The 22,306-nt window shown below is 66.5% G+C and carries 22 protein-coding genes and 1 tRNA gene; 15 read left to right on the top strand and 8 right to left on the bottom strand.

The annotated features are described in order from the left end of the window. Positions 1-64: 64 nt before the first annotated feature. Positions 65-853: a M90 family metallopeptidase gene (locus M2299_RS05685; protein WP_165780430.1), complete on the bottom strand. Its 789-nt coding sequence runs from the start codon at positions 851-853 to the stop codon at positions 65-67. Then, complete coding sequence (locus tag M2299_RS05680) at positions 820-1,095, bottom strand: hypothetical protein (RefSeq protein WP_025878320.1); 276 nt, start codon at positions 1,093-1,095, stop codon at positions 820-822. The genes M2299_RS05685 and M2299_RS05680 overlap by 34 nt, the downstream gene beginning before the upstream one ends. A 143-nt stretch (positions 1,096-1,238) precedes the next feature. Between M2299_RS05680 and birA the strand changes: the two genes are divergently transcribed. From birA to M2299_RS05660, 4 genes are all read left to right on the top strand, one after another. Then, positions 1,239-2,204, top strand: a complete 966-nt coding sequence (gene birA / locus M2299_RS05675) for a bifunctional biotin--[acetyl-CoA-carboxylase] ligase/biotin operon repressor BirA (protein ID WP_280884030.1) — start codon at positions 1,239-1,241, stop codon at positions 2,202-2,204. Continuing rightward, complete coding sequence (locus tag M2299_RS05670) at positions 2,201-2,932, top strand: type III pantothenate kinase (RefSeq protein ID WP_100437116.1); 732 nt, start codon at positions 2,201-2,203, stop codon at positions 2,930-2,932. The genes birA and M2299_RS05670 overlap by 4 nt, the downstream gene beginning before the upstream one ends. A gap of 9 nt (positions 2,933-2,941) precedes the next feature. After that, positions 2,942-3,775 carry an SPOR domain-containing protein gene (locus M2299_RS05665; RefSeq protein WP_280884029.1) on the top strand — a complete coding sequence of 278 codons (834 nt, stop codon included), beginning with the start codon at positions 2,942-2,944 and terminating at the stop codon, positions 3,773-3,775. A gap of 41 nt (positions 3,776-3,816) precedes the next feature. After that, positions 3,817-3,892: transfer RNA gene (locus M2299_RS05660), tRNA-Thr, on the top strand. 57 nt (positions 3,893-3,949) lie between these two features. Here the strand turns inward: M2299_RS05660 and M2299_RS05655 are convergent. Beyond that, positions 3,950-4,354 carry a hypothetical protein gene (locus M2299_RS05655; RefSeq protein ID WP_280884028.1) on the bottom strand — a complete coding sequence of 135 codons (405 nt, stop codon included), beginning with the start codon at positions 4,352-4,354 and terminating at the stop codon, positions 3,950-3,952. A 497-nt stretch (positions 4,355-4,851) separates the two neighbouring features. Next, entirely contained in the window at positions 4,852-5,787 is a 936-nt protein-coding gene (locus tag M2299_RS05650; RefSeq protein WP_280884027.1) for a hypothetical protein, read from the bottom strand. A 161-nt stretch (positions 5,788-5,948) separates the two neighbouring features. On the opposite strand from M2299_RS05650, the gene M2299_RS05645 reads away from it, so the two are divergent. Further along, positions 5,949-6,722: a DUF3011 domain-containing protein gene (locus M2299_RS05645; RefSeq protein ID WP_280884026.1), complete on the top strand. Its 774-nt coding sequence runs from the start codon at positions 5,949-5,951 to the stop codon at positions 6,720-6,722. Between the two features lie 58 nt (positions 6,723-6,780). Beyond that, positions 6,781-7,725, top strand: coding sequence for an ankyrin repeat domain-containing protein (locus M2299_RS05640; protein ID WP_099844672.1), 945 nt, complete (start codon positions 6,781-6,783; stop codon positions 7,723-7,725). An 18-nt stretch (positions 7,726-7,743) separates the two neighbouring features. On the opposite strand, the gene M2299_RS05635 is transcribed toward M2299_RS05640, so the two are convergent. Further along, the gene (locus tag M2299_RS05635; RefSeq protein WP_093820738.1) at positions 7,744-8,091 is read right to left on the bottom strand and encodes a hypothetical protein; all 348 of its coding nucleotides are present in this window, start codon (positions 8,089-8,091) and stop codon (positions 7,744-7,746) included. A gap of 130 nt (positions 8,092-8,221) precedes the next feature. On the opposite strand from M2299_RS05635, the gene rocF reads away from it, so the two are divergent. The 3 genes from rocF to M2299_RS05620 all read left to right on the top strand — a co-directional run bounded on the left by rocF (position 8,222) and on the right by M2299_RS05620 (position 9,880). Next, a complete protein-coding gene (rocF, locus tag M2299_RS05630) occupies positions 8,222-9,142 on the top strand; it encodes an arginase (RefSeq protein ID WP_032978254.1) in 921 nt (306 codons plus the stop codon). A gap of 167 nt (positions 9,143-9,309) precedes the next feature. Further along, positions 9,310-9,447, top strand: coding sequence for an entericidin A/B family lipoprotein (locus tag M2299_RS05625; RefSeq protein WP_019661832.1), 138 nt, complete (start codon positions 9,310-9,312; stop codon positions 9,445-9,447). A gap of 211 nt (positions 9,448-9,658) precedes the next feature. Beyond that, positions 9,659-9,880, top strand: coding sequence for a CsbD family protein (locus M2299_RS05620; protein ID WP_025878332.1), 222 nt, complete (start codon positions 9,659-9,661; stop codon positions 9,878-9,880). Between the two features lie 78 nt (positions 9,881-9,958). On the opposite strand, the gene M2299_RS05615 is transcribed toward M2299_RS05620, so the two are convergent. After that, positions 9,959-10,771 carry a hypothetical protein gene (locus tag M2299_RS05615; RefSeq protein WP_280884025.1) on the bottom strand — a complete coding sequence of 271 codons (813 nt, stop codon included), beginning with the start codon at positions 10,769-10,771 and terminating at the stop codon, positions 9,959-9,961. A gap of 108 nt (positions 10,772-10,879) precedes the next feature. Between M2299_RS05615 and M2299_RS05610 the strand changes: the two genes are divergently transcribed. From M2299_RS05610 to M2299_RS05595, 4 genes are all read left to right on the top strand, one after another. Then, a complete protein-coding gene (locus M2299_RS05610; RefSeq protein WP_280884024.1) occupies positions 10,880-12,172 on the top strand; it encodes a tryptophan--tRNA ligase in 1,293 nt (430 codons plus the stop codon). Between the two features lie 126 nt (positions 12,173-12,298). Further along, the gene (locus M2299_RS05605) at positions 12,299-12,601 is read left to right on the top strand and encodes a hypothetical protein (protein ID WP_099786217.1); all 303 of its coding nucleotides are present in this window, start codon (positions 12,299-12,301) and stop codon (positions 12,599-12,601) included. 159 nt (positions 12,602-12,760) lie between these two features. Further along, positions 12,761-13,693, top strand: coding sequence for an MBL fold metallo-hydrolase (locus M2299_RS05600; RefSeq protein ID WP_105163280.1), 933 nt, complete (start codon positions 12,761-12,763; stop codon positions 13,691-13,693). A gap of 149 nt (positions 13,694-13,842) precedes the next feature. Further along, a complete protein-coding gene (locus M2299_RS05595; RefSeq protein ID WP_100437110.1) occupies positions 13,843-15,495 on the top strand; it encodes a M28 family metallopeptidase in 1,653 nt (550 codons plus the stop codon). Between the two features lie 182 nt (positions 15,496-15,677). Here M2299_RS05595 and M2299_RS05590 read toward each other — a convergent pair whose 3' ends face one another. Next, positions 15,678-17,012, bottom strand: a complete 1,335-nt coding sequence (locus tag M2299_RS05590) for an MFS transporter (RefSeq protein ID WP_032978271.1) — start codon at positions 17,010-17,012, stop codon at positions 15,678-15,680. Positions 17,013-17,233: 221 nt separating this feature from the next. Between M2299_RS05590 and yedA the strand changes: the two genes are divergently transcribed. Continuing rightward, positions 17,234-18,139, top strand: coding sequence for a drug/metabolite exporter YedA (gene yedA, locus M2299_RS05585; RefSeq protein WP_025878341.1), 906 nt, complete (start codon positions 17,234-17,236; stop codon positions 18,137-18,139). Next, a complete protein-coding gene (rarD, locus tag M2299_RS05580) occupies positions 18,136-19,035 on the top strand; it encodes an EamA family transporter RarD (protein WP_280884023.1) in 900 nt (299 codons plus the stop codon). Before yedA ends, rarD begins: the two co-directional genes overlap by 4 nt. A gap of 135 nt (positions 19,036-19,170) precedes the next feature. Here the strand turns inward: rarD and M2299_RS05575 are convergent, their stop codons facing one another. Continuing rightward, on the bottom strand, positions 19,171-22,029 hold the full coding sequence (locus M2299_RS05575; RefSeq protein WP_180831779.1) for a TonB-dependent receptor: 2,859 nt from the start codon (positions 22,027-22,029) through the stop codon (positions 19,171-19,173). Between the last annotated feature and the right edge of the window lie 277 nt (positions 22,030-22,306).

Raw genomic sequence — 22,306 nt, 5'->3', positions numbered from 1 at the left:
CCCGGCGCTACCGGTCTACGTACACCCTCGGGTAGCGCCGGGCCATGCCCGGCGGACGGATGAATCACCCGACCATTGCCGGCGGCTCACCATAGAACCGCCGCAGATGCGCAGCCACCTCCGGCAACGCTTCGGCCAGCAGGTCCGGCGCAGAGAAGTGGTACTCGCTGGCCACCGCGAAGAACTCTTCCGGCGCCTCGGCCGCATACGGATCGATCCGTGTTTCCACGCCGGCATCCACCTGCGCACAGAACGCGTCGTACGATTTCTGGAAGTCAGCAGCCCACTCGCGTTGCCACGCACGCGGCAACGGCGGCGTGCCGTCCATCGCACCGTCGAGCGCATCCAGCTTGTGCACCATTTCATGCACGGCCACGCAGTAACCCTCATGCGGTGCCGCCAGGTCGGCCTGCACATCAGCCCACGAAAGAATCAACGGACCGCTGTCCCACGACTCGCCGATCAGCTCGTCATCCCACTCGTGCAGTACGCCGGCAGCGTCCATATGGCTGCGATGCACGCGGAACGCATCGGGGTAGACGATCAGCTGCGACCAGCCTTCCAGCCCCACCTCGCCGAACTCCAGCAGCGGCAGGCAGCACAGTGCGGCCAGCAGCACGCCATCGGCCGGCTGCAGCTGCAGGTCACCGATCGGGGAAATGGTCTTCTCATGCAGGAAGCGCGTGGTCAGCGCGCGCAGGCGTGCATGCCGTTCGTCGTCCAGGCCGCGCAACCACGCTGCGCGGTGGCAGGCATCGTTCCAGTGTGCGTCTTCGATCGGTCGCGGCGCGGGCCGCAACCACTGCAGCAACGACTTGATCAGCGGAACATACCCGGCAGGTAGCTGTGCCACTTCGGCGCACGGATGCGCTGCAGTACATCGTCGTCACCGCCACCGCCGCTGCTGGTCGCGGCGGCCGGACGTACCGGTGCCGGCTTGGCGGCCGTCGCTGTCGGCGCGTTGGTCGGTGTGCGCTGCGAGGCTGCATCGCTGGCCGAGTAGACGCAGGCGCCACGGCTGTCATCAAGCGCTGCTGTGGCAGATGCCGCGAAGGGCATCGTCAGCAGGATCAGGCAATGGGCATAACGGCGCATTGACGACATCCACGTTAAGGGAAGGTGAGTTCCCGATTCTAGCCCGAACCCGGCGCCAGATTGGAAGCACGCCGGAACCGGGGCCGGCGGGCGCCGCTGGCGGGTTTCCCGCATAATTCCGTCCTGACCTTGTGGAAGCTGCCGTGGACGATCGCCAATTGCTGGCCAAACTCGCTGCCGGTCGCCTGTCCGGCGACGCCCTGGCCCGTGAGCTGGGCCAGACCCGGGCCGCCATTTGGAAGCGAATTCAAGGGCTTAGGGCCGCTGGCGTCGAGGTTGAAGGGCGCGCAGGCGAGGGCTACGGGCTGACCCGGCCGGTCGACCTGCTGGACGCCGGGGCCATCCGCGCCGGCCTGCCCAAGGAGGCCGCAGCACTGCTGTACGACCTGCAGGTGGCCTGGACGGTGGACTCCACCAACGCCGAATTGCTGCGCTGCAGCGCGCCCCAGCGCGGTGTCAGCGTCCTGTTGGCCGAGCGCCAGACCGGCGGCCGTGGCCGTCGCGGGCGCACCTGGGCGTCGCCGCTGGCCGCGCATGTGTATCTGTCGGTGCTGCGCCTGTTCGAGGGTGGCCTGGGCCGTTTGGCCGGGCTGAGTTTGGTCGCCGGCGTCGCCGTGGCCGAAGCCCTGCACGATCTGGGCTACACGCAGGCGCAGCTGAAGTGGCCGAACGACGTGCTGGTCGATGGCCGCAAGCTGGTGGGCCTGCTGGCCGAGGGTGGTGGCGAATACGCCGGCCCGGCGCGTGCAGTGATCGGCATCGGCATCAACGTGCACATGCCGCCGGCCTTCGCCGAACAGATCACCCAGCCGTGGGTGGACCTGGACACACTGGCCGGCGCTTCGGTGGATCGCAACACGGTGGTGGCGGCGGTGCTGGCACGCCTGCTGCCGGCGCTGGAGGAATTCGACCGGGAAGGGCTGGCGCCGTTCCTGCCGCGTTACGCAGCGTTCGACATGCTGGCCGGGCGCGAAGTGCGCGTGCAGCTGGATGGCGAATGGCAGCACGGTACCGCGCTCGGCTTGGCTGACGATGGCGCGCTGCGCGTGCGCATCGATGGCCGCGAGCGCCTGCTGCATGCCGGCGAAGTCAGTGTGAGAAAAGCATGAGCGACTGGTTGTTCGATCTGGGCAATTCGCGCTTCAAGTTCGCGCCGTTGCAGGGTGATCGTGCCGGTGATGTGCAGGCCTGGGCGCATGGCGCCGAAGGCATGGCCGGGCAACCGCCGCACAGCCTGCCCAGTGGCGGCACCGCGTTTGTGGCCAGCGTCGCCGCGCCATCGCTGACCAGCGCGATGCTGGATCAGCTGCAGCGCCGCTTCGAGCACGTGCATGTGGTGCGCACCAGCGCCCAGTGTGCGGGTGTACGCATTGCCTACGCCAAGCCGGAAAAATTCGGTGTCGACCGCTTCCTGGCGCTGCTGGCTGCCGCCAAGGCACAGCGGCCGGTGCTGGTGGTCGGTGTCGGCACGGCGTTGACCATCGACCTGCTGGATGCCAACGGCCAGCATCACGGTGGACGCATTTCCGCCTCGCCGACCACCATGCGCGAGGCGCTGCACGCGCGCGCGGTGCAGCTGCCGGCCAGCGGCGGTGACTACAGCGAATTCGCCAACGACACCTCCGATGCGCTGGCCTCCGGCTGCGATGGTGCAGCCGTGGCGCTGGTTGAACGCAGCGCCCGCCAGGCACAGGCGCTGTTGGGCGTGATGCCGTCGCTGCTGGTGCATGGCGGTGGCGCACCCGCGCTGATGCCGCTGCTGGACGGCGCCGACTATCACCCCTCGCTGGTGCTGGATGGCCTCGCCCGCTGGGCGGTGCACCAGCCCGCAGGCTAGTATCGGCGCATGCTGACCCGTGCCCTGATCGTCGTGCTGGCGATCCTCAATCTTGGTGTTGCCACCTGGTGGCTGTTGCGCGATGAACCCGCGCGGGCGCCGTTGCCACCGCCCCCGACCGGCGTGGCCGAGCTGCGCTGGTTGCCCGGTGGCACCGATGCGGCCGTGGCCGCGCAGGCCTCGGCAGCGGCACCCACTGAAGCACTGGTGGAGCGTGAGGCGGCGCCGGCTACCGCAGTGGCCGCTGCACCCACACCCGCAGCGGCGACACCTGCAGCACCCGGCAAGCCCGCCGAACCAGTGAAGGCGCCTGAGCCGATGGCCGCCGTCGCCAATCCAGCGCCCGAACCGGTGGCTGAGAAACCCGCAGCCCCGGCCGTACCGCCGCGCTGCCTGGCGCTGGGCCCGTTCGCCGACCGCGCCGCTGCCAGCGCTGCGCAAAGCCGTGCGGGCAACCTGCTGGGCCAGGTGCGCCTGCGCGAGCAGCCCGCCGCCAGCGGCAGTGCCCGTTACCGCGTGCTGCTGCCCGCCGCCGCCAGCCGCGATGACGCGCAGGCCACGGTCAAGCGCATCGTCGCCGCCGGGTTGAGCGACTACTACATCATCAGCCAGGGCGACGAGACCAACGCCATTGCGCTGGGCCAGTACCGCAACCGCGAGGGCGCCGAACGGCGCATGGCTGCAGTGCAGGCCGCCGGCTTCCAGCCACGCCTGGTCGCCAGTGGTGATGCCGGCCAATGGTGGCTGGAAGGGCAGCTGGCCACCGGCAGCGAACCGGCCCAGGCACAGCAGCGCAGTGGCGCCGCGCAGCAACGGTCGCTGGAATGCACGCGACTGCGCTAGAATTCCCCCACCACGGCGCTGCCGTCGGCGTTTCACCCCGTGCCGCTTTAGCTCAGTTGGTAGAGCAACTGTCTTGTAAACAGTAGGTCATCCGTTCGATTCGGATAAGCGGCACCATCTCCCGACAATCTCCATTGCCCCTTTTGTTGCATGGGTCGGCTAGTGTCTGTGTGCCTACGCCGCATGCAGCTGCAGCTCCACATACTCCGCCAATCCCCGGCACGCCAGCAGCAGCCCTTCGCGCGTTCCGTCGCCGATCTGCTGCTCGTCGCCTCCATCGACCCGCACTCGCTCGGCGGCGTGGAATATTTCCAGCAAGGTGGTCAGCCCGGCAGCGGCGCGGTCGGCGCGTGCCATGGCCATGCGCTGGCCGGGTGCCAGCGTTGGCCCGCGCCACGGCTGACCGTCGGCACCATCGCCGTTGCGGATGCGCTGCAGGCAGCCTTGCAACGTGATCGGGTCCGGGACATCGACGGCGGCGGCGAACGCGGCTTCCAACGGCTGCGCAAGCTCGGGGGGCAGGCGTTCGGCGGCGTCGCCCAGCGTGGCGGTCAGATAGGGATAGTCAGGAACGGGCATGTGGGCATCCTCGGGTGCAACAGAGGCGCCACCGGCAGAGGGTGGCGGGCGATGCGTGGTTTCCAATACCGGAGTCGATGAACCGGCGGGCTCAAGGCCCTCACGCACCGCCCGCCATAAGGCAGCAGACGGAGTGCCAGCCGGCGCCACCTGCAAGAGGCGACGCCGGCTGACAAGCGTAAACATCATCGACTACTCGGGATTGGAAGCCCGGCCACCAGTTGTGGGTGGCAACTAATCATGCGCACGCAGAATCACGGGCTGCCAGTCGATTGTTCCGATGGCATCGCGCTGTTTGAAAGGGAAAATGAATTATCGCAATTGGCTCTTCGTGGGCGATCAAAAGGCAAAAACGACATCCTGCGCGGCGTGCTGTTGAACCATGAAACAGGCAGAAGCGCTGCCATCGCACGGCGTAACGCTGGCGTGGCGTGTCAAGCCAGCTTAACCACGTCACCAAGCAATCCAATCAGCCATCATACGCACCCGCGCAGCGATCAACGCGTCCCCGGATCACCCGGCACCAGGTGTCGCCACGGAAACACATCCTTGGCGAAATGGCCGACATAGCCCCCCGTCGCGGCCTGGATGACCATGAACGACAACCGTGGGCGGATGGCCTGCAGCGTCTGAAGCTGCGCCACATCCAACGCGCTGTTTCGCAACCGGAAGGTGTGCAGCGCATCGAAGGCTTGGCTGGCGAACAAGCGCTCATAGGCCGCGAAAGGCGTGACCGCTTCAGCCACGCGCGCGTCGGCCCAGGAGAACTGCAGCTCCGTCGATTCGCAAAAATCCAGCAGGCCCAAGGCAGGCAGGTTGCGTGATCCGGCAAGGTTGTCGATGAAGCGCTGCGTATCTGAGCCACCGCCGATGCGCAGGCTGTGCAGGTGCGGCAGCGGCACCTCGAAGAACGCGGCGTCCGGTGCATTTGGCACCACCAGTTCGCTGAGGCACGGCGCCCTGGAAACGAAGCGGGCGATCTCGCCAGCTTCCTCCATGAGGCTGCCCGCGCGCTGCACCAGCGACATGTTGTGGTCGGCCGGTTCGGTAGGGCTGATCGACAACGAGCGCAGGCGCGGGAAACGCACATCGCTGTCCAGCAGCGCGGTGAACTCCCACTCGCGCGTGCCATTGGCCCCTTCGTCCGGGCCGGTGAACGACAGCGACATGATCGCATCGGCCACGCGCTGATCGGACAGGCAGGCCAGCGTCCACGCGAATGGCTCTTCCCATGGGTTGCCGAAGAACTCCACGTGCAGGCCGCCGTACAACGGCGCCACGGTCACCCGTTCCTGCAGCGCTGCCCACAGCGGGCCGGCCGGGTCCTGGATGTCCAGTTCATGCTCGGCGGCACTGTCCAGGGTGAAGGCATGGATGCGTTGCTGCAGCGCCAGCAGCTGCTGCTGTGCGTGGCCGAAGGGTGGAGCTGTCATGTGTGCATACCGGACGTCCATGTGATCCGCCCGATGATAGCGCTGGCCTGATGGCGGTGGTCTGCAGCCCGTGATCGGTTGCTTGATATTCCTCACGGTCGAGCAACTCCGGCAGCCCCCATACTGGCGCCCTCCGCTCACTCCTCACAAGGAAGCCGACCATGCGCCGCCACCGCTTGCCGTTGACCGTTGCGCTGCTCGCCAGCGCCTTCACAGCACCGGCGATGGCCGCCGTGCCGTTCTTCAATGCCAGCTGCCCCGGTGGGCTGGATGTCCATGCAGACGAGGGCGGGCCGGTCTACGTGCAGGGCCGCGAGACCACCCTCAAGCGCTTCAACGATCGCTATTTCGAAGCGCGCGATGCCAGCAGCGGCACCACGCTTTCAATCAGCACCGGTGACGACGGTACGCCGCAGGTCAGCTACACCGGACGCGGCGGTGCCAACGGCATCTGCCAGGTCAGCAACAACGGCACGCCGGCGACTGCCGTGGAAGGTGGCAGGCACCACCGTGAGGATCGCGATGACGATGCAGCACTGCCACGCGAGGTGACCTGCGAATCCACCGACCAGCGCCAGGTGTCCTGTGACATGGACACGCGTGGCAACGTGGAGATCGTGCGCCAGCTCAGCCGTACCCGTTGCGAGCAGGGCAGCAACTGGGGCCTGTCGCGGCATTCGGTCTGGGTCAACGGTGGCTGCCGCGCGACGTTCCGCAACATGTCCAAGGCTGCAGCCAACGCGCCAGCGGGCGATACCGCGCTCGGTTCGTGCAATGCAAGCAAAGGCGCACAGGGCACGCTGGTGACCCAGGTGCCGGTCGGCACCGATTACCAGGAACTGATCATCGATTATCCCGAGGGCCGCTTCCTGTGCATGATGCGCAACGACGGCCGGGTGCAGAGCGTGACGCCGATTCGCCGCCGCGGGGGTTGAGCTCATCGTGCCTGCAGCCCTAAGGTGACTACCCTTACACCCGTCTGGCGGCACCACCATGTCCCATCTTCTGGCCAAGGCAGCCGAGAAACAGGATCTTGACCGAATCGACGCATTGCTGGATGCGGGTGCCGATATCGAGTGGCAGCACAAGGGCACCGGACGTACTCCGCTGCTTTCGGCTGTGATCGCCGGAAAGACTGACTCGGTGTTGCGGCTTTTGGACCGTGGCGCCAACATCCAGCACGCCTGCATGGCGGTGGGCTTTACCGCAATGGGATGGGCGGCCGAGCGCAACGACGCAGACATCGGACGCCTGCTGATCGCACGCGGCGCCTCGCTGGACGCGGCCTCCCCGGAACTGCATCGCACACCGCTGATGGTGGCGGCGCAGGGCGGTCATCTGCCGATGGTCGAGCTGCTGCTGGCTGGCGGTGCTGATGTCGCACGCGTGGATTTCGAAGGACATAATGCGCTGTCGCTGGCCGAAGCGCGCGGGCATGCGGCTGTGGTGCAGTGCCTGCAGGCAGCGGGCGCGCAGATGCCACCGATGTTGGAGGAGGCGCCGCCGCTTGCGTGGCCTGAACCGGCCGCAGAGGGGGAACCGGCATCAGTGGTGCGTGGCTATATGCTGGCCTGCAATGAGTGGGAAACGCGTGGTTACCGTGATGCCAAGGTCGGTGGAGTCCTGCTCGGTAGTGCAGCATTCCAACAGGAGCGCGCGGACATCCTCGCGGCCTGGTGTACCGACCGGAAGCGGGTGTATTCCACGGGCATGTCGGTGGGCAATCCGCCGGTGCACGTGCCGGAGGACCTGCTGGCCGCGGTCGGTCAGCCGACGGCCTCCAAGGCCGAAGTCCTGGTACGTGACCATGCACAGAAATCCCGCGCGCTGCGTTACGAGCGCCTGTTCGTGCTCAAGCGCGTGGCTGGGCAGTGGCGGATCGACATGCTGAAGAAGCGCCTGTTCCGCACCGAAGCGTGGTCGTCGGCGATTCTCTGAGCACGGCCCGAAGTGCCGTCAGCCGGCGGCGTTGTACAGCACTACCCACGCCAGCATCAGGGCGAACATGCCGGCGAACGTCAGGCCAAACCACAGCGCCGCCACCTTCACGTTGCCGATCAACGCTGCCAGCATCCGCTGCGGCTCGCTCTTCAGGATCGGATATTCGGCGTGTGCCTTGCGCAGACGCTGCCAACCCAACCCGAGGAATACCAGGGTCGAGAACGGCACCAGCAGGAGCGTCGCCTGCATCAGCCAGCCATTCGGCGACGCATCCATCGAGCTGCTCAGCAGAATCGCAAAAACGGCGATGGGCAGCGCCCCGATGAAAAAGCGCGGCCAGGCAGTGTTGATGAAGGGCGACATCGCAATCTTCCATGAGGGGCGGTCGGGTCCGCGCGGCATCATGCCATGCGATGGCCCTGCTGCACCGCCGCGAGTGGTGTCACATGCGTCTGGCTAGACTGTGCTTCTTTTTCGTTCGCAGGAGGCACCCATGGCCCATCATCCCGCCGTTACCCTGATCGGCGTCCCCACCGACATCGGGGCGGGCCATCGCGGCGCCCGGCTGGGGCCGGAAGCCCTGCGCGTGGCCGGCCTGCCTGAAGCACTGGAAGCGCGTGGCGTGGACGTGCGCGACCTTGGCAACCTGGACGGCCCGCGCAACCCGTGGACCGCGCCGGTGCAGGGCTATCGCCACCTGGACGAGGTGGTGGCGTGGAACCACGCGCTGATGGAAGCCAGCTACGCCGAACTGCAGGCCGGCCGCATGCCGATCATGCTGGGCGGCGACCACTGCCTGGGCATCGGTTCGATCACTGCCGTCGCGCGCTGGTGCCGCGAGCAGGGCAAGGACCTGCGCGTGCTGTGGCTGGATGCGCATTCGGATTTCAACACCAGTGAGGTGACCCCGTCGGGCAACATCCACGGTATGCCGGTGGCCTGCCTGTGCGGCCTCGGCCCGGATGCGCTGACCAGGCTGGGCGGCACTTCGCCGGCGATCCAGCCTTCGCAGGTGCACCAGATCGGCATCCGTTCGGTGGACCCGGAAGAAAAGCGCCTGATCAAGACCCACAAGGTCGATGTCTACGACATGCGCTACATCGACGAGAACGGCATGAAGCGCACCGTGGAAGCGGCGCTGGCCGGCATCGACGAGAACACCCACCTGCACGTCAGCTTCGACGTCGATTTCCTCGATCCGAGCATTGCCCCGGGCGTGGGCACCACCGTACCGGGCGGGGTGAACTACCGCGAAGCGCAGCTGGTGATGGAGATGATCGCCGACAGTGGCCGCATGGGCTCGCTGGATATCGTTGAACTCAATCCGCTGCTGGACAACCACAACAGCACCGCCGAACTGGCCGTGGACCTGGTCGAAAGCCTGTTCGGGAAATCGACCCTGATGCGCGACTGAGAGGGTCCAGCCTGAACGGTTGGACGAACCGTTCACACGCGCTCCACGCCCCTGCCGCCAGATTGCACCTCACGCGGCAGTGTTGGCTTCGAGCCAGCCTGCCGCCCCGATCAATACAACCGAACCCCGTGATTGAGCGGTGTAGCGGCAAACCCAAGGAGAAGCCCATGAAGCGCGTAGTTGCCCTGATGCTGTTGTCGATGTTCTCGGTGGCCCTGCTGGCCGGTTGCAACACCGTTGCCGGTGCCGGCAAGGACGTGCAGAAGGCTGGTGAGAAGGTTGAGGATGCCGCCAAGGGCAACTGAGCCTGAGGTGGTGCGCACTACGGAAAAGGCCGGGATCTTCCCGGCCTTTTTCATGCGCGCTTGCTGCGTGTGGACGCCGCGTGTCGACCGGTAGTGAACCATTCAAGCAGGTGAGCAGCGCTTTCATGGCCGGTTGACCGTGCTTCAACGTGCACTGCGCGATGCTGCAGCCACGGTAACAACGCCGTTGCATTCCAAGGAAGCCTCAGCAATGAACAAAGACATCATTTCCGGCAAGTGGTCCCAGCTCAAGGGCAAGGCCCAGGCGAAGTGGGGCGATCTGACCAATGACGATTTCGATGTGGCCGAGGGCAATGCCGAATATCTGGCGGGCCGCCTGCAGGAGCGCTATGGCTGGGCCAAGGACCGCGCAGAAACCGAAGTGCGCGATTTCGAGAAAGCGATGCACAAGGATTACCCGGACTACAAGTAACCGGGCGTCGAACGCTCGCGTTATGCCCCCACCGACAACGCCCGCGCCGGAAGGTGCGGGCGTTGTGCTGTGTGCAGATCAACGCGCCGGCGGGTCGGGCACGTAGCGGTTGGGGAAGGCCTGTGGCTGGCGGTCCAGGCGCGAGGGCGAATCGAGCAGGATGCCGCGTGCACGCAGGTTGCGGGCGCTGTCGTAGCGCAGCTGCAGCACCTGTGCCGGGCTGCGGGTGGCGCGTTCGAAATCGGTATCGCGCACCGATGAACTTTCGCGCGCACCATGCCCGGTGCCCAGCGCGGGTGCCTGCGACTTGGCCGAATAGCCTTCGATACGGCTGGCGCTGGCGTCGGCCGCCGCCGAGGCTTCGGCCGACGCCGGTGCCGGTGCCGGCCCGGCGCGACCGCGCAGGATCGGCTGCGGACGCGGGTACCAGCGACGCGCTTCCTCGAACACCGCCACGCCGACCACGCCGACGTTGTCCGGGCGGCCGGTGCGGCTGGCATAGCTGCCGCTGGGGCTGCTGAAGACGAACTGGGCCACTTCGTCCTGGGTCTTGCGCCAGCCGGTGATATCGGCGCGCTGGCCAGGGTTGAGCACGTAACCGGTCTGCGAGGGATCGGCGTCTTCGCCGGAGATGGCGTTGATCCCGTCTACCGACAGCACCACCAGCACCCGTCGCGGGCTGTCGTTGTACAGGCGCACGGCATAGCGGTGGCCGCGCTCACCGGCCACCCAGCGCTGGCCGTCGGCCGGGTAGCTGCGCAGCTCGGTGCCGCGGTCGCGGTCGACCAGGGCCACGCGCACCGGGCCGTCCTGCGGCATCGGCGGGGGCAGCGGAGCCGGGCGGAAGCCGGCCAGGGGCAGGATCAGCAGCAGGGGCAGCAGGCGTTTCATCGGGCGTCTCCAGCGGGGTTGGGTGAATGAACGCGCCGGAGGCCCTGACGGGGTTGACCGTGTGCACGGTAAACTGGCCGCGTTCATAGAAGGTTTCCGCACGCAGTCATGACGACCCGAGTCCTTACCGGCATCACCCCCTCCGGCACGCCCCACCTGGGCAACTACGTTGGCGCCATCCGCCCGGCCATTGCGGCCAGCCGCGCGCCGGACATCGAGAGCTTCTTCTTCCTGGCCGATCTGCACAGCCTGATCAAGTCGCAGGACCCGCAGCGCACCCAGCGCGCGACCCTGGAGATCGCTGCCAGCTGGCTGGCCTGTGGCCTGGACCCGGAACACGTGTGGTTCTATCGCCAGAGTGACATCCGCGAGACCACCGAGCTGATGTGGTTCCTGACCGCCATCGCCAGCAAGGGCATCCTCAACCGCGCCCATGCCTACAAGGCGGCGGTGGACAAGAACCGGGAGGAAGGCCAGGACGAGGACGCAGGTGTCAGCGCCGGCCTGTTCATGTACCCGGTGCTGATGGCGGCCGACATCCTGATCTTCAAGGCCAACCAGGTACCGGTGGGCCGTGACCAGATCCAGCACATCGAGATGGCGCGCGACTTCGCCCAGCGCTTCAACCATGTGTACGGCAAGGAGTATTTCCCGCTGCCGGACGTGGTGATCGACGAGCAGGTGGCAACCCTGGCGGGCCTGGATGGCCGCAAGATGAGCAAGAGCTACCACAACACCATTCCGCTGTTCGTGCCGCGCGAGGAGCTGAAGAAGCTGGTGTTCTCGATCCTGACCGACTCGCGTGCCCCTGGCGAGCCGAAGGACACCGAAGGTTCGGCGCTGTTCCAGATGTACCAGGCGTTCGCCACCCCGGAGCAGACCGCAGCCTTCGCCAAGGCCTTCGCCGATGGCATCAGCTGGGGCGATGCCAAGCAGCAGCTGTTCGAGCGCATCGACAGCGAACTGTCGCCGCTGCGCGAGCGCTACAACTCGCTGATGGCCGAGCCGGAGAAGATCGAAGCACTGCTCAAGCGCCGTGGCCAGCAGTTGCGCGAGCAGCTGGCAGCACCGCTGCTGGAAGAACTGCGCCATGCGGTGGGCCTGCGTGATCTGTCCGATGCCGGCGACATCGCCAGCGAAGATGCCGGTGAAGCCCGCGCCGCTCCGCCGCTGTTCAAGCAGTACCGCGAGAAGGACGGCCGTTTCTACTTCAAGCTCACCGCCGGTGACGGCACGCTGCTGATCCAGAGCGAAGGCTTCGACTCGCCGCGCGATGCCGGCCAGCTGATCGCCGTGCTGAAGCAGGCCGAGCAGGGTGACCAGCTGCAGAGTGACCTTTTCAAGCTGGAAGCCGAGGTGGATGCGGTGCTGGCGGCGCTGGCTGTGCTGCGCGCCGACTGATCGGTAGATGCCGACCTTGGTCGGCGCTGTTGAGGGCGGAATGCCGGCCAGCGGCCGGCACTACCACGGCATTGCACCCATGGCATGATGTCCGCGCGCCTCAGGCGCGATGACATGGAGTCTGCAATGGCCTGGTTGTCGCTGCTGCTGTTCCTGCCCTGGTTCATTCTGCTGGGCAGCCTGTACTGGCTGTTTCCGCGCCAGCCGCGTACCGCGCGGCGACGCCTGTTCGATGGCGCTGCGCTGGCATTGGCGCTGGCCCTGAGCATCGTGGCGATGCTGTGGGGCCACCACATCGGTCTGGTACAGCCGGGCGCCGGGCCGATCTGGCCGCAGGTGCTGGCGGTGCTGTATGCCTATGGCGCGTTCCTGGCGGTGCTGGTACTGGCGCTGCTGCTGCGGCCGCGGTTCGCTTTGCGCTGCAGCTGATCGGTAGTGCCGGCCGCTGGCCGGCAACTGCATTCAACTGGCTAACCCGGGGTTGCCGGCCAGCGGCCGGCGGCACCATCCGACCAAAGCCGCATCGATCACGCCATGCCGGCGCGCCTACCATGGGTGTCTGTTCCCGATCCTGCCAGGTGCGCGTCGATGACCGCCGATCCCAGCATCCACACCATCGATACCGGTTTCCAACGGCCTGATTTCGATGCCGCCTACCTGATCATCGAAAACGGTCGCGCCGCGTTCGTCGACTGCGGTACCGGCCTGTCGGTACCGGCGATGCTGCAGGCCCTGGCCGACAACGGGCTGGGCGTGGAGGCGGTGGACTGGCTGCTGCTGACCCACGTGCATCTGGATCATGCCGGTGGCGCTGGCCTGCTGATGCAGCAGTTGCCCAATGCGCGCGCGGTGCTGCATCCGCGCGGCGCGCCGCACATGATCGATCCCACGCGGTTGATCGCCGGTGCCACGGCCGTTTATGGCGCTGAGGAAATCGCCCGCAGTTATGGCCGCATCGAAGCGATTCCCGAGCAGCGCGTGGTGGTGGCTGACGACGGCCAGCGCATCGACCTGGCCGGTCGCGAGCTGGTGCTGCTGCATACCCCGGGGCACGCGCTGCACCACTACTGCGTGTGGGATGCGCGCAGCCGCAGCTGGTTCACCGGCGATACCTTCGGTATCTCCTACCGCGAGCTGGACAGCGCGCAGGGCGCTTTCATCTTCCCCACCTCATCGCCGGTGCAGTTCGACCCGGACGCGATGAAGGCGTCGATCCAGCGCATGCTCGGTTACGCACCGCAGGCGATGTACCTGACCCATTACGGTCGTGTCGAACAGGTCGAAAAGCTGGCCGAGGATCTGTTCGAACAGATCGATGCGATGGCGGCAATCGGCCGCCAGTGCGACGGTCGCCCCGATCGTCATCGCTGCCTGTTGGCCGCGTTGCAGGCGCTGTACCTGGAGCGTGCACAGCAGCATGGCTGCGCGCTGGACCAGGCTGCAGTGAGCGAAGTACTGGCGATGGATATCGAACTCAACGCGCAGGGCCTGGCCTGCTGGCTGGACCGTGTATCGCGCTGACCTGCGCACGCCCTGGCGGCGGAGATCCACTGCGGCCCTGGTAGATCCACGCCATGCGTGGATGACACGGTCCCGGGCCGCGCCGCGATGTCACGACCACGTTACACTCTGGTGACTTTCAAGCTAGCCGTGGTGTTGCCGTGAACCCGATGCGCGTGTTGCTGCTGTCGTCCTGCCTGTTCGTCGGTGGCCTGGCCCATGCGGCCAATGACCTGCCCGGCGGCGGCATCGATCCGCAGGCGCTGTCGCGTCATGTGCGCGTGCTGGCATCGGACGAATTCGAAGGCCGCGCACCGGCCACCGAAGGTGAAGAACGCACCGTGCAGTACCTGATCGAGCAGTTCCGCAGCTACGGCCTGCAGCCGGGTGGCGTGGACGGCAGCTGGGTACAGCCGGTACCGCTGGTGCGCGCGCAGCTGGACGGCCAGGCCAAGGCCAGTCTTGCCCTGAAGGGCGGCAAGCGCGCGCTGGCCAATGGCGTGGACGTGACCCTGCAGAGCCTGCAGCCGCGCACGCGCGTGCAGATCAAGGATGCACCGCTGGTGTTCGTCGGCTATGGCATCGATGCGCCCGAGCGCCACTGGAACGACTACAAGGACGTGGACCTGCACGGCAAGATCGCCGTGATGTTGATCAACGATGCCGATTTTGAAGCCGACGCGCCAGGTGCGTTCGATGGCAAGGCGGTGACCTACTACGGCCGCTGGACCTACAAGTTCGAGGAAGCCGCGCGCCGGGGTGCCGAAGGCGTGCTGATCGTGCACGAGACCGCACCGGCCGCGTATGGCTGGGCCACGGTGAAGAGTTCGGGCACCTCGCCGCTGTTCGACATCGAGCGCGGCCAGGCCGAGGCGATGGCCCAGCACACGCCGCTGCGTGGCTGGATGCAGCGTGAGCTGGCCGAACAGATCTTTGCCGACGCCGGCCTGGATTTCGATGCAGAGAAGCGCAAGGCGATGAGTGCGGACTTCCGCCCGGTTGCGCTGGACAACGCGAAGCTGAGCGTCGATTTCGCGCTCAAGCGCGAGCAGGTGGTGACCCGCAACGTGGTGGCCAAGCTGCCCGGCGGCGAGCACGCCGATGAGGCGGTGATCTTCTCGGCGCACTGGGATGCCTTCGGCATCGGCCAGGCCGACGCCAAGGGCGACCGCATCCGCCGTGGTGCGATCGACAACGCCACCGGCGTGGCCACCGTGCTGGAACTGGGCCGGGTGTTCGCCGCCGGCCCGCAGCCGCAGCGCACCCTGTACTTCGTCGCCCTGACCGCCGAAGAGAAGGGCCTGCTGGGCGCCAGCTACTACGCCGCGCACCCGCTGGCGCCGCTGGACAAGACCGCTGCGGTGCTGAACATCGAGATGTTCAGCCCGGATGGTGCCACCCGTGACATCGCCTCGTGGGGCAAGGGACGGGTGTCGCTGGAAGGCGACCTGGAACGCGTGGCCAAGGCCCGTGGCCGCGGCTACAGCCCGGATCCGAACCTTGAAGCCGGCTTCTTCTACCGTGCCGACCACTTTGCCTTTGCCCGCCTGGGCGTGCCGGCGATCACCATCGGCCCGGGCCTGGACAAGCTTGAGGGCGGCGTCGAGGCCGGTCGCGCGCTGCGCGAGAAGTACTTCGCCGACTGCTACCACCAGGCCTGCGATGCATGGACGCCGAGCTGGGATCCGGCGGGCCACGCGGCCGACACCCTGCTGGTCTATGACCTGGGCGCCGAACTGGCCAACAGCCGTCGCTGGCCGCAGTGGGAGAAGGAATCGGAATTCCACGGCGCCCGCGAGAAGAGCGAAGCCGCCCGCCGGTAAACGCACGGCAATGCCGGCCGCTGGCCGGCAACCTTACGCATGGTAGTGCCGGCCGCTGGCCGGCAACCTCATGAACCTTCCGAAAGGATGTGCAGTTGCCGGCCAGCGGCCGGCACTACCGCATCTCCAGCCACGCGGCAGCCACCGGCATTGCACCGGTGGCCGCGATCACTACGGCGCGTTTACTTGCGCGTGCCGTCGAGCCAGTTGGGGCCCTTGTTGGTGAGGAAGAACACATAGACCACCAACGATACCGCGATCGTCGCGGTGACGTAGATGGCGAACCAGTCCACGTGGCCGGTCTTCAATGCGCCCTGGTACAGCAGCGGCGCGGTGCCGCCGAACAGCGAGTTGGCCAATGCATAGCCGAAGCCCACACCCAGCGCACGGATGTGGGTGGGGAACAGCTCTGCCTTCACCACGGCGTTGATGGAGGTGTAGCCGGTGAGGATGACAAAGCCCAGTGCCAGGGTGAGGAAGGCGAGGGTGGCATCATGCTGGTGCGGCAGCTGGGTGATCAGGTACCAGCTGTACAGCACGCCGCCCACGCCGAAGAACACCAGCAGGCTCTTGCGGCCGATGATGTCCGACAGCCAGCCGCCGACCGGCTGCAACACCATCAGGAAGGCCAGCACGCCCAGGTTGATCAGGGTGCCGGTCATCGGGTCGTTGCCGGCGAAGGCGCTCTGGATCATCTTCGGGCCGTTCACCGAGTAGGTGTAGAAGGCGATGGTGCCACCGGCGGTGATCAGGAAGCACAGCAGCAGCGGACGCCACTGGTGCACGAACAGTTCGTACATCGAGCCGGACTTCTTGTCTTTGCCCTCGCGCGCGGCTTCGATGGAGGATTCCGACAGCGACTCGTCCATGCCACGGCGCAGCCAGAACACGACCACGGCGGCGATGCCACCGATGCCGAAGGCGATGCGCCAGCCCCACTCGGAGATTTCCGGCTTGGCCCAGAACGTCAGCATCACGAACAGGGTCAGCTGGGCCAGCACATGGCCGCCCACCAGGGTGACGTAGTGGAACGAGGACAGGAAGCCGCGGCGGCCCGGAATGGCGGCCTCGGACATGTAGGTGGCGCTGGCACCGTACTCGCCACCGGTGGCGAAGCCCTGCAGCAGGCGCGCGAACAGCAGGATGATCGCCGCCCAGATGCCGATGCTGGCAGCGGTGGGGGTGATGGCGATGATGAACGAGCAGAAGGCCATCAGCGTGACCGACACGGTCAATGCAAGGCGACGGCCATGACGGTCGGCGAAGCGACCGAAGAACCATGCGCCGATCGGGCGCATCAGGAAGGTCGCGGCGAAGATCGCCCACACGTACAGGGTGGAGTTCTTGTCTTCAGGCGAGAAGAACTGCGATTCGAAGTACACGGCGAACACCGAGTACACGTAGACGTCGTACCACTCCACCAGGTTGCCGGCGGAGCCTTTGAGGGTGTTGGAGATGGAACGCCGCAGGGCGGCGCCGTCGGTGCTGGGGACAGCGGATTGGGACGTAGTGCTCATCCGGGTGGGGATCCTCGATGCGGTGCGTCCATGCGGGAAATTGCGCTGCCAGGCGCGCGGTGCGCTGCCGGCCAGCCTCCTTGGTACTGCAACCCACGTCAACGCCGGGTGCCGGAAGGGGCGGGCGGGGCATGGATGGATGACAGCGTGCCACTACATGGGCTGCCGGACCATAACCAAAACGTCCTAAAATCCGTGTTCCCCCAGCTCCCTGGTGCGTCATGTCGGCTCCCCCCGTTCCGTCTGCGGCTGCCCCACGGGGCGGCCTTGTCGTGCTGGCACTGCTGCTGGTCTACGTGGTCTGGGGCTCGACCTACCTGGGCATCGCCAAGGCCCTGCATGGCGGCGCGCTGCCACTGACGATGGTCTCCGGCAGCCGGTTCATCATCGCCGGCGGCCTGATGTACCTGGCGCTGCGCCTGTTCTGGAAGATGCCCAGACCCACCCTGCGGCAGTGGCGCAACCTGGTCATCATGGGCGTGACCATGCTGGTGCTGGGCAACGGCATGGTGGTGCTGGCCGAACGCGAGGTGTCATCCGGCCTGGCCGCTACCGCGGTGGCCTCGGTGCCGTTGTGGATGGCGCTGTTCTCGGCCCTGCGCGGGCAGCATGCCAGCAAGGGCGAATGGCTGGGCATCGCCGTTGGCTTCGTCGGCGTGGTCTGGCTCAACGCCGGCAGCAGCCTGACCGCATCGCCCACCGGGCTGGTGCTGCTGCTGATCGCGCCGGTCGGCTGGGCGTTCGGCTCGGTGTGGGCACGCGGGCAGGACCTGCCGGGGCCGTTCATGACGGCGGCCGGGCAGATGATCTGCGGTGGCGTGCTGCTGGTGCTGATCGGCCTGGTCGTCGGCGAGCGCCCCACCACCCTGCCCGACAGCGGTGGCCTGCTGGCGATGGCCTACCTGTGCGTGTTCGGTTCGATCGTGGCGTTCACCGCTTACGTCTGGCTGCTGCAGAACGTGCGCCCGGCGCTGGCCGGCAGCTATGCCTACGTCAATCCGGTGATTGCTGTCCTGTTGGGGGCTGCATTGAATGGTGAACGCTTTGGTTGGCGCGACTTCCTGGCCATGGCGGTGATACTTCTCGGTGTGGTGGTACTGACGATGGCAAGGACACGCAAGCGATGAGCATGGACGAGAAAGAACAGCGACGGGGCCTGTTGATCACTGCCTCCACCTTCGTGCTGTGGGGGCTGGTGCCGGTGTACTGGCATCTGCTCAACGAAGTGCCTTCGTTCCAGATCATCGCCCACCGCATCATCTGGAGCACCGTGCTGGTGGTGGCCTGGCTGCTGATCGCCTCGCGGCTGGGCTGGTGGAAGAAGATCGCCGCGCAACCGCGCGCGCTGCCGATCCTGGCGGTATCGAGCCTGACCATCGCCTTCAACTGGGGCCTGTACATCTGGGCGATCAACGCAGGGCATGTGATCGAAACCAGCCTGGGCTACTTCATCAACCCGCTGGTGAACGTTCTGCTGGGCGTGCTGGTGCTGAAGGAGCGCCTGCGCCGCGTGCAGTGGCTGGCGGTAGCCATCGCCGCGGTGGGCGTGGCCTGGCTGACCATCGATGCGGGCACGCCGCCGTGGATCGCGCTGGGCCTGGCGTGCTCGTTCGGCCTGTACGGCCTGCTGCGCAAGCTGGTGTCGGTCGATCCGGTGGCCGGGCTGGGCGTGGAAAGCCTGTACCTGTTCCTGCCCGCGCTGGGCTTCGCACTGTGGTCGGAAAACGGCCATGGCGGTGGCTTCTTCGGTAGCTGGGGCTGGGCCAACGACCTGATGCTGATTTTCGGCGGGGTGATCACGGCGGTGCCGCTGATCGGCTTCGCCTACGGGGTCAAGCGCATCCCGCTGTCGCTGGTCGGCATCCTGCAGTACATCGCACCGAGCCTGCAGCTGCTGCTGGGCGTGTTCTTCTTCCACGAAGCGTTCGACACCGGCAAGGCGATTGGTTTTGCGGCGATCTGGGCCGGCCTGGTCCTGTACGTCGGTGACAACGTACGGGCGATGCGCGGCGCGAAACGATAGCGCCTCCGGGGTCAGATCCCTTCGCGATGCAAAGGGATCCGACCCCGCAAAAAAGAACGGCGCCCCGAGGGGCGCCGTTCTGCTTCCATCCACGGCCAGGAGAGAGTTGGCCGGGGCGGGAACGCGGTTGCAGGCTTAGAAGCGCTGCTGGTATTTCATGTACATGAAACGACCGATGTCGAAGCCACCGTAGTAGGTGAAGCTGCTGTTGGGCTGGCTGTACATGATCGGACCCTGGTGGTCGAACACGTTGTTCAGGCCCAACGACACGGTGCCATCCCACGGCAGGCTGTAACGCACCTGCAGGTCGTGGAAGGTGTTGGAACCCACCTTGCGGCTCGGCTGTGCATCGGTATACGGCGAAACAAAGTCGGCCATGTTGCAGTCCGGGCCACCGCCCAGGTCGTACGAGCAGGCTTCCTTCATGCCCGAGTAATAACGGGCGGTCCAGCCGATGCCGAGGTTGCCGTACTGCCAATCCAGGTTGAAGGTCGAACGTACGCGGAAGTCACCGGCCCAGCCCACGCGCTGCTCCACCGGGGTGGTGGCGGCGCTGTCGTTGCGCTGCTCCAGGTAGTCGGTGTAGGTGGTGTTCCAGTTGATGGCGAACTTGCCGTATGCGGTTTCCGGCAGGCGGTAACGCACACCGATGTCATAGCCGGCGGTTTCGCGGTAGCCGGCGTTGACCAGCGAACGATCCAGCGCCGAAACCTGGCCGCGGGTGGCCGCAGCGGTGGAACGGGTGAAGCGACCGCATGCCGAATCCACGCCCTGCACGTAGCACTGGTTGAGGATGTCGGTAGCCGACTCGCCCACGATGGCGTTGTCGATGCGGATCTTCCACCAGTCCAGGCTGACGTCCAGGCCCTGCACGAATTCCGGGCTGTAGACCAGGCCGACGGTCCAGGTCTTGGCGGTTTCCGGCTTCAGTTCCGGGTTGGAACCGGAGTTGAAATCGGAGGTGGCCTGCTGGCCCGGGCGGTTGGCAAGGTTGCCGTCCGAACCGGTCTGCTGACGGAAGTTGGCGGGCACGTTCAGCGCCTGGCAGCGTGCTGCCACGGTCGGGCTGCTGGCGGCGATGCCGAACTTCGTGTCGCACGGATCGGTGAACGAATCGCGGCTGGAAACCGCGCCGCCGTAGAGATCGTCCACGGTCGGTGCACGGAAGCCGGTGCCGTAGGTGGCGCGTACCAGCAGGCTGTCGATCGGCTTCCACTTCAGGCCGAACTTGCTGTTGGTGGTCGAACCGAAGGTGTTGTAGTCGGTGTAGCGACCGGCCAGGTCCAGCGACAGCTCGCGGGCGAAGGCCATGTCGGCCAGCAGCGGCACCTGCATTTCCAGGTAGACCTCGTTGAGCGAGTAGTCGCCACGGGTCGGCTGGCCGGTGGTGCCGGCGATCTGGCCCTTCTGCACCATCAGGTCCGGGGTGTAGCTGGCTTCTTCGCTGCGGTGCTCAAAGCCCATCGCGCCCATGATGTCGCCGGCCGGCAGGGTGAACAGCGAGCCGGAGATGTTGGCGCTGGCGACCTTGGTGGTGCTGCGCATCTTGTCGACGAAGCGGGTGAACAGGTAGTCCTGCACGTCCTGGTTGCCCAGCGAGCCAGGGCCGGTGTAGCCCATCGGTGCAGCCGGATTCCACGGCACGCAGCCGGCGATCACCGCACCCGGCGTACCGCAGCGGGCCACGTCGCCGTCCATGAAGGACGGGCCGACGGCCAGGTTGACGTTCGGCTGGTACATGCTGCCCGTGCCAACGCGCTCACCTTCGTTGCGGTTGTACATGTAGCTGACGTTCCAGTCCCAGTAGCGCGAACCGGTTTCGAAGCTGCCTTCCAGGCCGAGGCTGGCACGCTTGGTTTCCAGCGTGTTCTCGGTACCGCGCGGCAGCTCTTCGGTGCGGTGCGAGAACAGCACGTCCTGGCCCCACTTGTTGAAGGTGCTGTCCTTGGACAGCGCAGCGCGCGTGCCGTTGCGCGACTGCGCAGCCGAGACCGAGTACGGGTAGCCGGCCAGGTGCTTGGTCGACTCGCGCTTGCTGTACAGCGCGTCGGCGACGATGCGCAGGTTGTCGGTGATCGAGAAGCCGCCGTTGGCGAACACCGAGGTGCGCTCCAGGCCGCTCAGCAGGCTCATGTTGGTCTTGGCGTTGGCGCCGTCAGCCGGATCCGGCGTGTGGAAGTTGCCGGCGCTGCTCGGGTCGCCGCCCGGGCCCACGGTCAGCGGCTTGCCACCGACGGTGACCGTGCCCCACTGGGTGGTCGGGCTCAGCGCGTCGACGTCGTCGGCATGGCGCGGGCCACCCGGGTAGCGGCTGAACTCGCGCGCATCGCCGAGGATCTCGTCTTCCTTGGTGCGCTCGGCGCCGACGCTGAACCAGCCGCGGTCGAAGGTCTTGCCGAAGGTGGCGCTGTAGGAGCGCTTCTGGCCGTCGCCTTCACCGTACTGGCCGACATAGACGCTGGCTTCGCCACCGTCGAAGTTCTTGCGGGTGATGATGTTGACCACGCCGGCGATGGCGTCCGAGCCGTACAGCGCCGAGGCGCCATCGGTCAGCACTTCGACGCGTTCCACGATCGCCGACGGAATCGAGGCCAGGTCGGAGTATCCGCCGGCGCTGACGCCCATGCGGCGGCCGTCGATCAGCACCAGGCTGCGTTCCGGGCCGAGGTTGCGCAGGCTGACATACATGCCGCCGAAATCGCGCGAGGAGCTCAGCGAGGACGAACGGCTCAGGCTCGGTGCGCCGGCTGCCGTGACGTCCTGCAGGATGTCGGCAACGTTGACGTAGCCCTTCTTCTCGATGTCGGCGCGGTTGAGTGCCACCACCGGCTGCGCGGTCTCGACACTGGCCTGGCGGATGCGCGAGCCGGTGATCTCGATGCGGTCGAGGTTGGTGGGGGTATCGCCGGCTTCCTGTGCGAAAGCGGGCGTGGTGCAGCTGGCGGCCAGCGCGATGACGATCGCGTTGCGCAGCGGGGTGGTCTTCAGGGACATCCGTGAAATCTCGTGTTTCAGAAAAAACATGCGTCCGTTCTATGGACGCGTGGGGTGCTGCAAACCAACGTGGGGGCCGGATTCTAGAGTGTTTTCATCGGTAACTGTTTGTCCGCGCGCGCTGTAACGCCGCGAAAATGAATCGCAACCAACAATCCACAGGTGCACTGTGCGCAACGTCACGCGCGCTGCGTTTGCGATGGGCAGAGGCACCAATAGCGGCGGTGTTTGCGCAATCTGTAATCGTTGTTGCGTGCGTACACGCATCCATCCACGC

Source organism: Stenotrophomonas sp. 1278 (genome assembly GCF_029892765.1).
Lineage (GTDB): Bacteria > Pseudomonadota > Gammaproteobacteria > Xanthomonadales > Xanthomonadaceae > Stenotrophomonas > Stenotrophomonas indicatrix.
The sequence above is the reverse complement of the archived record's forward strand: the minus strand, read 5'-3'. Positions and strand labels throughout refer to the sequence as shown.